The sequence below is a fragment of the Saprospiraceae bacterium genome (assembly GCA_026129545.1).
GTDB lineage: Bacteria > Bacteroidota > Bacteroidia > Chitinophagales > Saprospiraceae > M3007.
In genome coordinates this window covers 3,131,450-3,147,508 of sequence record JAHCHX010000001.1, presented here as the reverse complement: position 1 = coordinate 3,147,508, position 16,059 = coordinate 3,131,450, and the positions used below count along the sequence as shown (strand labels likewise).

Annotated in this window: 15 protein-coding genes; 13 read left to right on the top strand and 2 right to left on the bottom strand. The window is 51.5% G+C overall.

The window, feature by feature from the left end; genetic code table 11:
* Positions 1-17 precede the first annotated feature (17 nt).
* The 13 genes from KIS77_12245 (at position 18) to alaS (ending at position 15,066) form a co-directional block, all read left to right on the top strand.
* Positions 18-1,139 carry a GNAT family N-acetyltransferase gene (locus tag KIS77_12245; protein MCW5923112.1) on the top strand — a complete coding sequence of 374 codons (1,122 nt, stop codon included), beginning with the start codon at positions 18-20 and terminating at the stop codon, positions 1,137-1,139.
* The gene (locus KIS77_12240) at positions 1,136-2,122 is read left to right on the top strand and encodes an NAD(P)-dependent oxidoreductase (GenBank protein MCW5923111.1); all 987 of its coding nucleotides are present in this window, start codon (positions 1,136-1,138) and stop codon (positions 2,120-2,122) included. Before KIS77_12245 ends, KIS77_12240 begins: the two co-directional genes overlap by 4 nt.
* An 83-nt stretch (positions 2,123-2,205) precedes the next feature.
* Entirely contained in the window at positions 2,206-3,219 is a 1,014-nt protein-coding gene (locus KIS77_12235) for a fatty acid desaturase (protein ID MCW5923110.1), read from the top strand.
* 54 nt (positions 3,220-3,273) lie between these two features.
* Positions 3,274-4,629 (top strand): inositol-3-phosphate synthase, encoded by a 1,356-nt coding sequence (locus KIS77_12230; protein ID MCW5923109.1) that lies wholly within the window; start codon positions 3,274-3,276, stop codon positions 4,627-4,629.
* 145 nt (positions 4,630-4,774) lie between these two features.
* Positions 4,775-5,245, top strand: coding sequence for a phosphatidylglycerophosphatase A (locus KIS77_12225; protein ID MCW5923108.1), 471 nt, complete (start codon positions 4,775-4,777; stop codon positions 5,243-5,245).
* A 149-nt stretch (positions 5,246-5,394) separates the two neighbouring features.
* Positions 5,395-5,847 (top strand): GtrA family protein, encoded by a 453-nt coding sequence (locus KIS77_12220; GenBank protein ID MCW5923107.1) that lies wholly within the window; start codon positions 5,395-5,397, stop codon positions 5,845-5,847.
* Positions 5,848-5,986: 139 nt separating this feature from the next.
* Positions 5,987-8,551, top strand: coding sequence for a carboxypeptidase-like regulatory domain-containing protein (locus tag KIS77_12215; GenBank protein ID MCW5923106.1), 2,565 nt, complete (start codon positions 5,987-5,989; stop codon positions 8,549-8,551).
* Positions 8,552-8,706: 155 nt separating this feature from the next.
* Positions 8,707-9,411 (top strand): CDP-alcohol phosphatidyltransferase family protein, encoded by a 705-nt coding sequence (locus tag KIS77_12210; protein ID MCW5923105.1) that lies wholly within the window; start codon positions 8,707-8,709, stop codon positions 9,409-9,411.
* Positions 9,412-9,424: 13 nt separating this feature from the next.
* Entirely contained in the window at positions 9,425-9,970 is a 546-nt protein-coding gene (locus KIS77_12205) for a DUF4833 domain-containing protein (protein ID MCW5923104.1), read from the top strand.
* Positions 9,951-10,868 (top strand): inositol phosphorylceramide synthase, encoded by a 918-nt coding sequence (locus KIS77_12200; protein MCW5923103.1) that lies wholly within the window; start codon positions 9,951-9,953, stop codon positions 10,866-10,868. Before KIS77_12205 ends, KIS77_12200 begins: the two co-directional genes overlap by 20 nt.
* A gap of 149 nt (positions 10,869-11,017) precedes the next feature.
* Positions 11,018-11,869 carry an SPFH domain-containing protein gene (locus KIS77_12195; GenBank protein MCW5923102.1) on the top strand — a complete coding sequence of 284 codons (852 nt, stop codon included), beginning with the start codon at positions 11,018-11,020 and terminating at the stop codon, positions 11,867-11,869.
* A 184-nt stretch (positions 11,870-12,053) separates the two neighbouring features.
* Complete coding sequence (locus KIS77_12190; GenBank protein ID MCW5923101.1) at positions 12,054-12,221, top strand: hypothetical protein; 168 nt, start codon at positions 12,054-12,056, stop codon at positions 12,219-12,221.
* Positions 12,222-12,408: 187 nt separating this feature from the next.
* Positions 12,409-15,066, top strand: coding sequence for an alanine--tRNA ligase (gene alaS / locus KIS77_12185; protein ID MCW5923100.1), 2,658 nt, complete (start codon positions 12,409-12,411; stop codon positions 15,064-15,066).
* 42 nt (positions 15,067-15,108) lie between these two features.
* On the opposite strand, the gene KIS77_12180 is transcribed toward alaS, so the two are convergent.
* Positions 15,109-15,513 (bottom strand): hypothetical protein, encoded by a 405-nt coding sequence (locus KIS77_12180; protein MCW5923099.1) that lies wholly within the window; start codon positions 15,511-15,513, stop codon positions 15,109-15,111.
* Complete coding sequence (locus KIS77_12175; GenBank protein MCW5923098.1) at positions 15,491-16,024, bottom strand: transposase family protein; 534 nt, start codon at positions 16,022-16,024, stop codon at positions 15,491-15,493. The genes KIS77_12180 and KIS77_12175 overlap by 23 nt, the downstream gene beginning before the upstream one ends.
* Positions 16,025-16,059: the final 35 nt, after the last annotated feature.

Below are 16,059 nucleotides of genomic sequence, written 5' to 3'. Positions count from 1 at the left end.
ACCACCCTTTTTCGGGCATGATTGACATCAGCAAAGTCGAATCCAAAAAGCAACTCCGACAGTTCATTGACTTTCCGCACGACCTCTATGCCAAGGACCCCAACTACGTCCCCATGCTGTTCATGGAGCAAGAGACGCTGCTCAATCCCCAAAAATCGCCTTTTTGGGAACACTCGAAAGCAGCCTATTTCATGGCAAAAAAAGACGGGAAAATTGTGGGACGCATCGCGGCGATTCGCAACAACAACCACATCGAGTTCACCGGGGAAAAAGAAGGCTTCTTTGGTTTTTTTGATGTCGTCAACGATTTTGAGGTGGCCAAAAAACTATTGGACACCGCGGCGGAATGGCTACGCCAAGAGGGCTTGAGAAAAATGCTCGGCCCAGCCAGTTTCTCCACGAACGAGGTGGTCGGCCTATTGGTGGAAAATTTTGATGAGCCGCCATTCGTGATGAACCCCTACAACGCCGCTTATTTCGTCCCGCTCTTGGAGCAATATGGTTTTGCGAAAATGACCGATTTGCTGTGCTACGATTTCCGCGACGAGCGGCTTCCAGAAGAGGTCATTCATTTTGCCGAAAAATTGGAGACGCGGTTGGCCGAGCGCGGTATTTCCATCCGGCAGGTCAATATGAAAAACTACAAGCAGGAAATCGAAAAATTCCTGCCGGTTTACAATGCTTCATGGGCGGAGAACACGGGTTTCGTGCCCATGACCGATGCAGAAGTGCGTCAAATCGGCAAGGACTTGAAGGCGATTGTTGACCCAGGCTTGATTTATTTTGCCGAAAAAGAAGGGAAAATCATAGGCGTGGCGCTCGCCATCCCGAACGTGAACGAGGTGCAAATCAAACTCCGGCGAGGAAGGCTGTTTCCTTTTGGCTTTGTCAAGTTTTTGTTGGGTTTGAAAAAAATAAAGAGCATTCGCATCCTCGCCCTTGGCACGCTGAAAGAATATCGGCGCTTGGGGATTGACGTTTGTTTTTACGTCCGCATCATCAAATACGGCCTCAGCAAAGGCATTCGCCGCGCCGAAGCATCGTGGATTTTGGAGAACAACGACATGATGAACCGCGCCCTCGTTCAAATCAAAGGGGAGGTGTACCGAAAATACCGCATTTACGAAAAGACATTATGAAACGAATACTCATCACCGGTGCTTCTGGGTTCATCGGTAGCTTTTTGGTGGAGGAGGGTTTGCGTCGGGGGTGGGAGGTGATGGCTGCCGTTAGGCCAAGTAGCGACAAGCGTTGGCTGCAAGACCCCAACATTCGGTTTGTGGAACTCAACTTCGGCAACGAGGCTGACCTACAAAAAAAACTGAGCGCCGCCGGACGATTCGATTATGTCATTCACAACGCGGGCAGCACCAAAGAACCCAATCGAGAAAGATACTTCGCCGCCAATTTCGAGAACACCAAACGATTTGCCGACGCGCTGCGCAAAGAAGGGTTGGCTCCCGACAAGTTTCTCTACGTCAGTAGTTTAGCCGCCGTGGGGCCAACACAATACGACCATGTTTTGAAACCCGGACAAGCGCCGAGACCCGTCACATTTTACGGCGAGAGCAAATTGGCTTCCGAGGAATACCTTGCGTCGTTGAGTGATTTTACCTGGGCCGCTGTGCAACCAACCGCCGTGTTCGGCCCGCGCGAAAAAGGCATCTACCTCGCCATAAAACTCGCCGCCAAAGGATGGGCGTTCCAGATAGGCACCCAACCACAGCGATTGAGCTTCATATACGTTAAAGACTTGGTGAACTTGATGTACGCCGCGCTTTTGCACGGACATTCGGGCAAGCGATATTTGGTCACCGATGGAAAATCGTATGCCAGCACGGAGGTGAGCAAGGCCGTTGAAGCCGTCACCAATCGTCGGGCGATTCAGCTGAAAGTGCCGTTGTCATTGGTGCGCATCGTGGCGGGGGTGTCCGAAATCGCGGGCAAAATAAAAGGGGAGGTACCGCCGCTCAACCGCGAAAAGCTGCCCGAGCTCGCTGCCGAAAGCTGGATTTGTGACATGAGCGAAACATTTGGAGACTTACATTTTCAGCCTCAGTACGATTTGTACTCGGGCATGGAAGAGACCATCCAATGGTACAAAAACAACCGCTGGCTTTGAAAAAACGACCGTCCAACGCAAGTGTGTAGGCGGCAGGATACTCGAACAACATTTTTGCTAAGCAAAAAAATACGCACTCTTCTATGGCTTATCAACAGGATTTCACTTACGTCGGTGGTACGGAGCCACATCGCATCCGCACCCGTGAAATCATCGCAGCACATCCAGAAGTAAAAAATCTGATTGGAAAAAACCCGTGGACGGCAGTCATCATCGCAGCCTGCGTGCTATTTCAGGTCGCGGTGGCCTATCTGCTCCGCGACCAAAGCTGGTGGCTAATTCTCGCTTTGGCGTGGTTCGTCGGAGCGTTTCCGTCACACACACTTTTCGTGTGCATCCACGAGGCGGCGCACAATCTGATTTTTCGCAGCCCCCGCTGGAACATCGTAGCGGGCATCGTCGCCAATTTTCCCACCCTGCTTCCTTCCGCCATTTCGTTCAAAAATTACCACATCAAGCACCATTGTTTTCAGGGTGTGCATGAGTTGGACGCCGACCTTCCCTCGCGCTGGGAAGCAAAATTGATAAACAACTATTTTATAGGCAAGGCATTGTGGCTCTTGTTTTTCCCCGTTTTCCAAGCTGCCCGCACCGTGCGGTGCCGCGAGGTAGCCGTCGTGGACAAGTGGGTCGTTTTGAATGTGGTCGCCCAATTTGCTTTCGACATCGCCATCATTTACTTTTTTGGCTGGAAAGCATTCGCCTATCTCGCCCTCAGTTTCATGTTTTCTATCGGGTTCCATCCGTTGGGGGCCAGATGGATTCAGGAGCATTACCTCGTGCTCGACAAAAATCAGGAGACTTACAGTTACTATGGTCGCCTCAATCCCGTCAATTTGAACGTGGGGTACCACAACGAACATCATGACATGCCGTCCATTCCGTGGAACAACCTGCCAAAGCTGAAAAAGCTCGCTCCCGAATTCTACGACCATCTGTTGTACCATGGCTCGTACACCAAACTTTGGCTGACCTTCCTTTTCAGCCAAGAAGTTGGTTTGTTTTCGAGGATATTGCGAAAAGAGCGTGGCAACGTCACCTTGGCCGACAATTCGACCCCTGATTTGCAAGTATTGAAAACAACCAACGCGGAATAGTCTGTCAGGGTGTCTGTTTTTCAAAATTCCTAACACTTTAAACACACACACATCATGAGCAAACAAATAGAAATAAAGCCCGCCAAGGGCAAGCTTGGCATCCTTACCCCGGGCATGGGCGCTGTGGCCACCACTTTTATTGCCGGCGTTGTCGCGGCACGCAAAGGCATCGCTTTGCCAATAGGCTCCCTGACCCAAATGGGTACCATCCGCCTCGGAAAGCGCACCGAAGACCGCAATCCGCTCATCAAAGACTTTGTGCCGCTCGCAGGGCTTGACGATATTGTGTTCGGCGGCTGGGATGTTTACAGCGACAACGTCTATGAAGCAGCATTGGAAGCCAAAGTGCTCGAACGCCCGCTCGTGGAGGTCTTGAAAGAGGATTTGCAAAAAATAAGCCCGATGAAGGCGGTTTTTGACAAAAAATATGTCCGCAATCTGGACGGGACCCACATCAAGACAGGAGCCACCAAAATGGATTTGGCCGAGCAACTCATGGCCGACATCCGCGACTTCAAAACCAAAAACGGTTGCGACCGTCTGGTCATCGTTTGGTGCGCTTCCACCGAAGCCTACATCGAGCCAAGCGATGTCCATGCCTCGCTCGAAGCATTTGAAAAAGGCCTGCGCAACAACGACGAACGCATCGCGCCGAGCATGATTTATGTGTACGCAGCCCTAAAAAGTGGCGTGCCGTTTGCCAATGGCGCTCCCAACCTGACTTGCGACATCCCGGCAATGCTCGAACTGGCCCACAAAACCAAAACACCCATCGCAGGCAAAGACTTCAAGACCGGGCAAACGCTGATGAAAACCATTGTGGCACCGGGGCTTCACGCCCGCGCTTTGGGCGTGAAAGGCTGGTTTTCGACCAACATTCTCGGCAATCGCGACGGAGCCGTGCTGGACGCGCCCGAAAATTTCAAAACAAAAGAGGTATCCAAAGGCAGTGTGCTCGATGGCATTTTCAACGCCGAACAACAGCCCGACCTCTATGGCGAGATTTACCATAAAATTCGCATCAACTACTACCCGCCGCACGGCGACAACAAGGAAAGCTGGGACAACATAGATATTTTCGGCTGGCTCGGCTACGGAATGCAAATCAAAATCAACTTCCTCTGCCGCGACTCCATCCTCGCCGCGCCCATCGTGCTCGACCTCGCGCTCTTCCTCGATTTGGCGCAACGCGCTGGCATGGTCGGCATTCAGGAATGGCTGTCGTTCTATTTCAAAGCACCACAAACCGCGCCCGGATTGCCCCCACAGCACGATATTTTCAAACAGCTGGGCAAACTCGAAAACACGCTCCGCTACCTCATGGGCGAGGAACTCATCACGCACTTGGGTCTCGATTACTATGAGGACTTGGTGAAGGAATACGAGGAAATGATCCCCGCGCATCATTGAGGCACCGAGCGCAGCCTTGTTTTTGATTTATACTTGGCGCCGTTAGGTTTTGGGCATGGCTGCAATCGCAATCTGGTAAAAATCAAGAACATCAATCATGATCATCTAACAAATCCTAGCGAATCAAGGTATACAATGAGTTGAAATGAAAAACTTCTACCGCATCACGGCCATAGGCTTCGGCACGGGCAAACTGCCGATAGCGCCCGGCACTTGGGGAGCGGCGCTGGCGGCCCTGCTCGCCGCGCCGCTGATGTGGGCAGATTCCAACTTGGCGAGGCTGGCGCTCATAGTGGCGGCCATCGCGTTCAGCTTCATCTGTGCGCGGGCTGCGGATATGTTTGCCGACGAATGGGGCGAAGACCCCAGCCGCGTCGTGGCGGATGAGATGGTCGGAATGTGGGTGACATTGGTCGGTAATCCACTGACTTGGGGCAACATTGGGCTGGGCTTCCTGTTCTTTCGGTTTTTCGATATCGCCAAGCCATTGGGCGTGCGGCGGTTAGAGCGGATACCGGGTGGCTGGGGGGTAGTGCTCGACGACGTACTGGCTGGCGTTTACGCAAACATCCTGCTTCAGCTGGCCAACCTGTGCTTCGCGCTACCATATTTTTAGTGCGATAAAATCCATAATCCCTTCAAAGTCAAGAGCATCTCACGACTCTGTCAGAACAAATGTGGCATGACCGTTCATGGGAATTTTACTTTGACACTGTCCTCAAAAGGGGGCATGCCACACCTAAAACAGGTTCTCAACATCAATTGGTGAAAACACGAGACAACATAACGAACAAACAAAAAATAGTGGCGGGCGAGCAGCCATTGCCGCGACCCTTGCGTAGGCAGGCGCAGCTGCTTGGCAAGTATGGCTCTACCTCTCTTGCGGCTACCACCGCTGATTTTGCCATGTTCCATGCCGCGCTGACTTTGTTGGGAGCGCTCCCCGTGCAAGCTACCGTGATGGGGCGTTCGGTGGGTTCTGTCGTGGCTTTTTTGTTGCACCGTTCGTGGGTTTTCAAAAATGCCAAAAACCGCGATGACAATGCGCTGCGAATAAAATACGTCGTGGGCATTTTTATCGGGATGGGGCTGAATGCGGCGGGCGTGTGGCTGCTGAATGGTGGCTTGGGGGTGGAGCCTTGGCCTGCACGGGTGGTTACTGCCACGGCGGTGTGGTTGTTTGGTTTTTTGTTCAACAAAAAAATTGTGTTTGGATAGCAGGAATCGGTGACTCAAAGCCACAGAGAGAAGGCCCTAACTGGCGCATCCTACCCTCTGTTACTCTGAACGCCAAACAAAGTCCAATACCGCGATGAAAACACCATTCTTTCTCTATCATCTCGGCAAAACTGTTGCTATGTACGCAAAACCCAGCCTGCGATATTGGCTAATTGCCCTTGTCGCGGCCATCCATGTCACTGCTTTTGGTCAAGCACTCACAGAAGTGCGCGGTCGCATCGTGGATGCAAAAACCGATGAGCCAATGCCTTATGCCACCGTCAAATTCGATGGCACCAACCTCGGTACTATTTCCGACATCAATGGCAATTTTCGGGTGCAGACGCAAGAGGACGTGAGCACGCTTACGGTGACACATATTGGCTATCAATCGTTGACAGTCAAAGTGACGCAGGGCAAAAAGACAGAGATAACCCTTCGATTGGAAGAATCCGGGACGGATTTGAAAGAGGTGGTGGTGAAATCCGGCAAATACCGCAACAAGAACAATCCAGCGGTAGAGCTGATCCAGAAAGTGATTGACAACAAGTCGCGCAATCGCAAGGAGGCACTTGATTTCTATCAGTTTGAAAAATATGAGAAAGTCCAATTCGCCATCAATAACGTGACAGATAAAATGCGGAACGGATTTCTATTTCGCAAAATCAATTTCATTTTCGACAACGTGGACACCAACCGGGTGACTGGCGATGTCAACCTACCCTTCTTTTTGAGGGAGAAAATATCGGATGTTTACTATCGGAAAATACCGCAAGCACAAAAAGAATACATACGAGGCGAGCGCAACTCCACCCTGCCCGGCTATTTGGACAATCAAGGCCTTTCCAGCTCTATAGAAAATATCTATCAGGAAGTAGATTTCTATAAAAACGCCATCAATCTGGTTACGATGGACTTTATCAGCCCAATAGCCGATTATGCGCCCACTATCTATCGTTTCTATATTCTCGACACAGTACTGTTGATGAATACGCCTTGCGTGCATCTTTACTTTGCGCCGCGTCAAAAAAGCGACTTGGGATTCATGGGATATATGTGGGTGGCGCTGGACTCGTCGTACTCCTTGCGCAAAATAGAAGTGGGGATTCCGAGAGACGCAAACCTCAACTGGGTGAACGAGATGCAAATCAATCAAGAGTTCAACTGGGTAAAGACGGCGGATGCAGATAGCGCGTTGATGCTATCGAAAGATGAAATTTTTATGGATTTCGGCTTAACCAAGAATAGTGATGCGCGTTCATTTCTTGGAAGAAAAATTACATCTTATCAGAACTATCGGGTCAATGAAATTTTGTCCGACACCCTTTTTCGCACAAAGGTGAACCAATTCAGGGATGTCGGGGCAGATGCGAGAGACGACCAATTTTGGGCAGCAAATCGGCACGACACCCTTTCTGCCCGCGAGCAGGGAATCTATAAAATGGTGGATAGCCTGAACAATCACAAACCCTTTCGCCGAATCATGGGAGGGGTGAAGTTTTTGTTTGAAGGCTACACACCCGTCGGGGGCTTCGACATTGGCCCCGCCAACACCTTTTACAGCTTCAATCAGGTCGAGGGTTTCAGGGCGCGGCTGGGAGGTCGCACCAACTTGAAGTTCCACAATCGCATCATGCTGGAGACCTACGCGGCCTATGGTTTCAAGGACGAAAAGCTAAAAGGCTATTTGGCGGCCTACTACAACTTTGGCAGCGCACAAACCCTGCGTTTCCCACTCAATCAGCTCAAACTGTGGTATCAGGATGATGTCCGAATTCCCGGACAAAATCTGAGCTTCATTCAGGAAGACAACTTCCTGCTTTCGTTCAAGCGCGGCGTGAATGATAAAATGTATTACACCCGCACCATCGGCGCAGAGTACATCAACGAAAATCAGGACGGCATTACCTACTCGTTTTCGGCCAGAAACATCAGCTATCGGCCCGGGGGCATCTTGAAGTTCGACTACGAGCTTCGAGATGGATTGTTCTATCAAGAGCAAGTGAACACCACGGAGCTGAGCGCGGGCTTTCGCTATGCACCCAACGAAAAATTCTATCAGGGAGCCACATATCGCACGCCCTTCTTGACGAAATATCCCATTTTCAATGTGGACTACGCGATAGGGGTGCGCAATTTTCTCGGCAGCGAATACAACTATCATCGAGTATCGGCCAAGATTTTCAAAGGCTTTTTTGTGGCACCTTTTGGCTGGACGGTGGCCACCGTGGAGGCAAGTCGCATATTTGGACAGGTGCCATACCCGCTCTTGATCGCGCATCGCGCCAACCAAACTTATGCCTATCAGTTGGAATCATACAACCTGATGAATTTTCTCGAGTTCATCAGCGACAAATATGTTTCCATCAACGTCAATCACAATTTCGGCGGGTTCTTTTTCAACCGTGTGCCGCTGCTGAAAAAATTGAAATGGCGCGAGGTGGTGACGGCCAAAGTGCTTTGGGGTGGGCTGGACGCTCGCAACCGCCCCACTTCGGAAAATGGCCTGCTGCTGTTCCCGGTGGATGCCAACGGCAACAACATCACATATACCCTTGACGAAAAACCTTATGTGGAAGCCAGCGTGGGCATTGCCAATATCTTCAAGTTTGTTCGGATTGATTTGGTGCGCCGCCTCACCTACACCGAAAATCCCGGCATTTCAAAAATGGGCGTTCGGATGCGTTTCAAGTTGGAGTTTTAACTACTTTTGACATAATCCTCCGCTATTTTTCTACCTTGATTCGCTAGGATTTGTCAGAACCCATGCTCGCTCTCCGTGATTTTGAACAGATTGCGCTTTTAGCCATGCCCAAAACTTGGCGGCGCGAAGTATCAATAAAACAAAATGCGTGTGTCATGTCAAACTTTCTGAAAGACGTAGGCCAACCGCTTGTTTACAAGGCCATCAACCCATTCATCAACCTGCTCTTGAAAGCAGGCATCACCCCCAATGCGGTGACGACAATAGGCTTCCTTATCAATATCGTAGCCACCATCGTGTTCATCGCCGGAGGGGGCAAGGAACGCACCGACTTGAGCTATGTGGGGTGGGGCGGTGCCATCATCCTGTTCGGGGGGCTGTTCGACATGATTGACGGGCGACTGGCTCGCGTGGGCAAGATGGAAAGCAAATTCGGCGCATTGTACGATTCCGTGCTCGACCGATACAGCGAGTTGGTCATGTTTCTGGGCATCTGCTACTATCTAGTAGCGCAGAGTTACTTCTTGAGCTCGCTGTTTGCGTTCGTCGCCATGATAGGCTCCATCATGGTAAGCTATGTGCGCGCGCGGGCAGAAGGGCTGGGCATAGAGTGCAAAGGCGGCCTCATGCAGCGACCCGAGCGCATTTTGCTGATTGGTATTTCTGCGGTGGTGTGTGGCCTATTGGCAGACTACACTGGCCAATTCAAATACACCTTTCCCGGCACCAATTTTCCTATTTTTGAAAATATCACTTTGTTCACCTTCCCTATTTTTGTCCTTGCCATCTTGACCAATTGGACGGCTATTCAAAGACTTCAAGAGTCGAAGACGGCGCTGGACAAATTGGAAACCAAATAAACCGTGCGTCCCCATGAACACATATTTGAGTTTGCCTCTCGTCCTCCTCTTGTTGGCTTGCATCGGCATTAGAGCATCCGCGCAAGAAAACTATCCCACCCCGCCCAATGGCAAACACCGGCTGTTTTATATCCAGCGGACGGGCAACACGAACACCATCGTGTATGATGCCAACGTAACAGGAAAAAACGCGTTTAAAAATGGCGACCCTATCAACATCTACTGGATTCGCTACGCCGAAGATGGCAGCATGCAGGGATTGAACTACTTACAAAGAACTTTTGCTTATGGGGTCAAAACCAAAAAGATAGCTGGTGCCGGGGAATATGAGTTTCAATTGGTTTGCTATTCCAAGAAAAAACTGCGCCTCGCCTTTGATGCCCAAGGAGAACCTTATGCGGCTCTCAAAATGAGTGGCCGCGACATGAAACTGGAACGAATCTTCGTGAAAATTGACAAAAGCACCACGTTTACACTCACGCCAAAAGTCGAGTATGTGGAGCTTTGGGGCAAAGACCCCCGCACGGGCGCAGCCATCTATGAGAAATTCATCCCTTGACTTGAGACATTTTTCCACCCTTTTCGTTGGCTCAGCGGCCTATTTTGCATGGTTCTGGTTTTTTGTGGGGTGGCGCACCGAGCACCTGTTTCTTTATGTGGCCGTGCTGTCTCTCTATTACGCGCACGCAACCACACGGCGCTTCGTGTTGGCATTTGGAGCCTTCATTGCGTATTGGATTATCTATGATTCCATGCGCGTACTCCCGAACTTTGAGGTCAATCCAATCCACGTCGCCGAACCATACAACATCGAAAAAGCGTGGTTCGGGCTGAACACGCCGGAAGGTCGCATCACCCCCAACGAGTACTTCAAAACACGCCACACCCCATTCTGGGATATTCTGACAGGTCTGTTTTACCTCAATTGGGTGCCAATACCACTCCTGTTCGCCTTTTGGCTGCTGCGTACTGACAAACTGCTTTTTCTCAAATTTTCCAATGCATTCCTCTTCACCAACTTGGTAGGCTTTTGCATCTACTACCTCTACCCCGCCGCGCCACCGTGGTATGTGGAGCAATACGGGTTCGAGGTGCTACACGGCACACCCGGCCACGCCGCAGGACTGCTTGAGTTTGATAAACTGCTCGGCATTTCCCTCTTCGCCAGTATGTATGAAAAAAACGCCAACGTATTTGCGGCGATACCATCCTTGCACTCGGCCTATCCCGTGCTTTGCTTGCTCTACGGCTGGCGTTTGAAAAAAACATGGCTCAATTTGCTTTTTGCCGTTTTTACGGCGGGTGTTTGGTTTACGGCAGTTTATTCGCGGCATCACTACATCATTGATGTCCTATTGGGTGGCGCGGTGGCCCTGTTTTCTTACCTCGTGTTTGAATATCTTTCCGAAAAAACGGTGGTGAAAAAATGGCTTGAACGATTGATGCGGCACATATAAGTTCGCATCTTCCCATCCGGCCTTTTGCTGCGTTTGTCGCTTATCGGCATGCGTTCTTCGTCTTTTTCGTCCGCACCACTTGACAAAACGATTCTAATGTGATTACATTTGCTATTAAAATAGTATCACATAAAAATCAGACCAAAATCATGGAAAAGACCATCAAGCCCACATCTGGTTGGGTAATGCTCTCGCTTTGCATATTGCTCTTGGCAGCTGGCATCGCCTTAGTCGTCACCAAGCAAATCGCGCTCGGTGTCATCGTTCTGGTGCTCGACGTCGCACTCATCACCCCCGGTTTTTTGGCCATCGAACCCAACAGCAGCAGGGTAATGACGCTTTTTGGCGCGTACATCGGAACCATCAGAGACAGTGGGTTTTATTTCGCCAACCCCTTCTACACCAAGAAAAAGGTGTCGCTACGAGCCGTGACGCTTGATGTGCACACCATCAAAGTGAACGACAAACAGGGCAACCCCATCATGATAGGCGCAGTGGTAGCCTATCGGGTGCGCGACACGTTCAAAGCGGCCTTCGCCGTGGAACACTACGCCGACTTCGTGAAAATCCAGAGCGAGGCAGCCATCCGCAAACTCGCGGGGATGTATAGCTACGACAACCTTGAAGACGAAGAGGCAACCGTGACCCTCAGAGCCAACTCTGACGAAATCAACCACCAGCTGGCGCACGAAATCAGCGAGCGATTGGAAATCGCGGGCATAGAAGTCATCGAAGCCCGCATCAACAATCTGGCCTATGCCACCGAAATCGCTCAAGCCATGCTTCAGCGCCAACAAGCCACTGCCATCGTGGCTGCCCGCAGCAAAATAGTGGAGGGCGCTGTCGGCATGGTCGAAATGGCTCTTGAGCATCTGTCGCGCAAGCAAATCATCGAACTCGACGAAGAAAAAAAGGCCGCTATGGTAAGCAACCTGCTGGTCGTGCTCTGCGGCGACAAAAACGCCCAACCCGTGCTCAACACCGGGACTTTGCATCAATAAATGTTGGCCCCGAAGTAGGGTTGACGAGGACAGGCTTTCGTTGATGAACATTGATACACTGCATATTGGGAGCAATTCAATCTTCATTCACGCTAGTCCGTCCTCGTCAACCCCATACTTGTTTTGTTCAGGCCAACCGCCAACCGCAAACATCATGGCATCAAAAAAATCATTTGTTCTCCGCATGGACGAAACCACATACACGGCACTCGAAAAATGGGCCGCCGATGAGTTCCGCAGCGTGAACGGGCAATTGGAATGGATTATTCATCAGGCACTTCGAGAAGCTGGTCGAGCTCCGAAGGAGCGAAAAGCCACCCTGCCGCCCGACGACGGCGAACACAAGGGGTAGTTTTTTTCTGGCACATCGGCGGACGCAACCAAACAGACTTTCTGCGCGGCGCTAATTTGTTTTGAAATCGCCCTACCTTTGCGCCTCTTTTTTTAATGTGCTATTTGATTTAACGTGCCAATGTGCCAATTCTGCACCAAAGCCATTTTTTCGTTAGCACATTCCCTCATTAGCGCATTAAAATACAATGACTTCCCGCGACATCCGCCGCCAATTCCTCGACTTTTTCGCTTCCCAAGAGCACAAAATCATCCCCTCCGCGCCCATCGTGGCCAAGAGCGACCCCACCCTGCTGTTCATCAACTCCGGCATGGCGCCGCTCAAAGACTTCTTTTTGGGCAACCAAAAACCGCCCGCTCCCCGCGTGGCCGACACCCAGAAATGCCTCCGCGTTTCGGGCAAACACAACGACCTCGAGGACGTCGGTTTCGACGGCTACCACCACACCATGTTCGAGATGTTGGGCAACTGGTCGTTCGGCGATTATTTCAAAAAAGAAGCCATCGCGTGGTCGTGGGAATTGCTCACAGAGGTCTATAAAATTCCGAAAGACCGCCTCTACGTCAGCGTTTTTAAAGGCGACGATAAAGAAAAACTGCCCTTCGACCAAGAAGCATTCGACGTGTGGAAACAATTCGTGAGCGAAGACCGCATCCTAGCTTTTGGAAAAAAAGAGAACTTCTGGGAAATGGGCGACCAAGGCCCCTGCGGCCCTTGCTCCGAAATCCATGTGGATTTGCGTCCTGACGCTGAACGACTTAAAAAAGACGGACGCGCTCTCGTGAACGCCGACGACCCCAACGTCATCGAGATTTGGAACAACGTGTTCATGGAGTTCAACCGCAAAGCCGACGGCTCGCTGGAAGAACTGCCCGCCAAATCCGTTGACACGGGCATGGGTTTCGAGCGCCTCTGTCGCGCCGTGCAGGGTGTCGCTTCCAACTACGACACCGATTTGTGGAAACCGCTTTTCCATTTTTTGGAAAAAGCGACCGGCCATCACTACGAAGGCACCTATCCCGGAATTAACCCTGAATGGCTCAAAAGCGACGTCGCCATGCGCGTCGTGGCTGACCACCTGCGAGCCGTGAGTTTCACCATTGCCGATGGCGAAATGCCGAGCAACACCGGCGCGGGCTATGTCATCCGCCGCATCCTGCGCCGCGCCGTGCGCTACTATTACTCTTTCCTCAATCAAAAAGACCCTGTGATGTATCGCATGGTGCCGATTTTGGCCGATGAGTTTCACGATGTTTTTCCCGAATTGAAAGCGCAGGTTGACTTCGTGTCGCGGGTGGTTTTGGAAGAGGAAAAAGGATTCCTGCGGACGCTCGAATCGGGTCTGAAACGCATCGAAAGCCTCACCCCCAGCCCCTCTCCAAAAGCAGAGGGGGGCATCTCCGGCCAGCAGGCCTTCGAATTGTTCGACACCTATGGCTTCCCCTTCGACCTTACCCAACTCATCGCCCGCGAAAAAGGCTGGACGGTGGACGAGGAAGGCTTCAAAGCCGCTTTGCAGGAACAAAAAGAGCGTTCCAGAAAAGACGCCGCCAAACAGGTGGGCGACTGGACAGTGTTGCGCGATATCAACCAGTTTGAATTTGTCGGCTACGACCAACTCGAAGTGGACGACGCGAAAGTGGTGAAACACCGCACCGTCATGCTCAAAGGCCAGCCACAATACCAAATCGTGCTGAACAAAACGCCCTTCTACCCCGAAGGCGGCGGTCAGGTGGGCGACACGGGCTACATGACTTTTGGCCCGAACGAAAAAATCCGCGTGCTCGACACCAAAAAGGAAAACGACCTCGTCATCCACATCGTGGACCAGTTGCCGGAGTTCGTGATGGACCGCACGGTGGAATGTTCTGTGGACGGCTGGAAACGCCGCCTCACGGAGAACAACCACTCGGCCACACACCTGCTCCACGCCGCGCTGCGCAAGGTGCTCGGCACGCACGTCCAGCAGAAAGGCTCTTACCTCGACCATGAGACTTTGCGCTTTGACTTTCAGCACTTTCAGAAAATGACCGACGAGGAAATCGCCCGCGTGGAGCGCCTCGTCAATGAAAAAATACGCGAAAACATCGCCCTCGAAGAAGCGCGAAAACTGCCCATCGAAGAAGCCAAAAAGGCGGGAGCGATGATGCTCTTCGGAGAAAAATACGGCGAGACGGTGCGCATGATTACGTTCGACCCCTCCTTCTCCCGCGAACTCTGCGGCGGCTGCCATGTGCAGCGCACGGGTCAAATCGGCTTTTTCAAAATCACCGCCGAAAGCGCCGTCGCCGCTGGGGTGCGCCGCGTGGAAGCCGTGACTGCTGCCGGAGCAGAGGCATTTATCGAACAAAAATTGGAGCGTTTGGAAGTCTATGATTCGGCGTTCAAAAACCCGAAAGACCCCTCGAAGGCCGTCCTCGATTTGCAGGAGGAAAACAAACGCTTGCAAAAAGAAATCGAACGCTTCGTGCAGGAGCAGACGAACAGCCTCCGTGACAGCCTCCGCTCCAAAGTTGTGGTGCTGAATGGCATTCGGCACATCGCAGCCGTACTCCCGCTCAGCGATGCCAACGCCGTGAAAACGCTCGCTTACGAACTCGACCGTGAACTCGGAAACGCCGTCATCGCATTCGGCTCCGTCGCCAACGACAAGCCACTGCTGACCGTCAAAATCAGCGACACTTTGGTGAAAGAAAGGGGTTTGAATGCTGGCACCATCGTCCGCGAACTCGCCCAAAAGCATCTTAAAGGCGGCGGCGGCGGTCAGGCGTTTTTTGCTACGGCTGGGGGCAGCGATGCGAGTGGGCTGGAGGAAGCGGTGAAGGGGGTGAAGGGATATTTTTAGGATGATAACTGTTTCGGGTTCTGCATTAGACAGTATACAGAATTAGTGTGATAGTCTGCCGCGTGCTCGCAACCGGAAGTTGTGAAGCCCGCAGGGGACGAAAATGTGGTAATCTCGCAGGTCAACCCTCCAAGTTCGGCACACATCCTTGGCTATTCGCCAGATTTTGACACCACGGATGCTGTGTTCAACAACAACCCGAACTTTTGATTTGTCCTTGTTCTGTTCTTTTTGTTCATCGGTCAGTTCTTTGCCCTTGGGCTTTTTGAGAGGCTGGACGATGTTGGCGTTTTTGGGTTTGAAGCCTTGAAAGCCGCTGTCTTGAAGCAAATCGATCGTTCTTTGAAATTGAAAATCCTGTTCGTCTGCAATGGTTTTGTCGTGAACGGAACCGCTATAGGTCGGGCTGAGGTAGATAATCTTCTTATCGTCGCCCGAAATCAGCACGTTCTTGACGCAATGTCTTTTTTTTACCGCTGCATTCCTCCTGTTGCGTTTCGTTGTCCCCTGAACGCAATATGGGGCGCTCCACGCCGTCTATGATCACCCGCTGACGCTCACCGATGGCCCTGTCCAAATGCTCTGAAACAAGTTGCGGCAAATCGCCTTCCCGTTGAAGGGTTTCTTGCAAGATCGGGCGAAGGATTTTCAACCACATGTTCGCATGAGGCTGCTTCATCCCAAACTGGGTGGCTAAAACTTCTTGCGTAGGGTAGTTTTTATGCTCGTACAGCAAAAACAGCAACTTGTCTTCCGAGGTGGGCAGCATGGAGTTCTTTCGCTCTTTTCTGACCTGTCGCTTCCGGGGCTTGCCCTCAAGCGTGTTGTTTTTGATGTATTTTTCCCAAACTAGTGTGAATTTGGCGCATAATGCCTCGAGTTCTACCGGTTGAAAACCTGTGAGCCGAAGGACTCGGTCCTTTTTCTCACGTATGTCTCGGTATCGTAACGCTACCATGACGCAAAGGTAAGTGCGCGGCATCTTACCACACT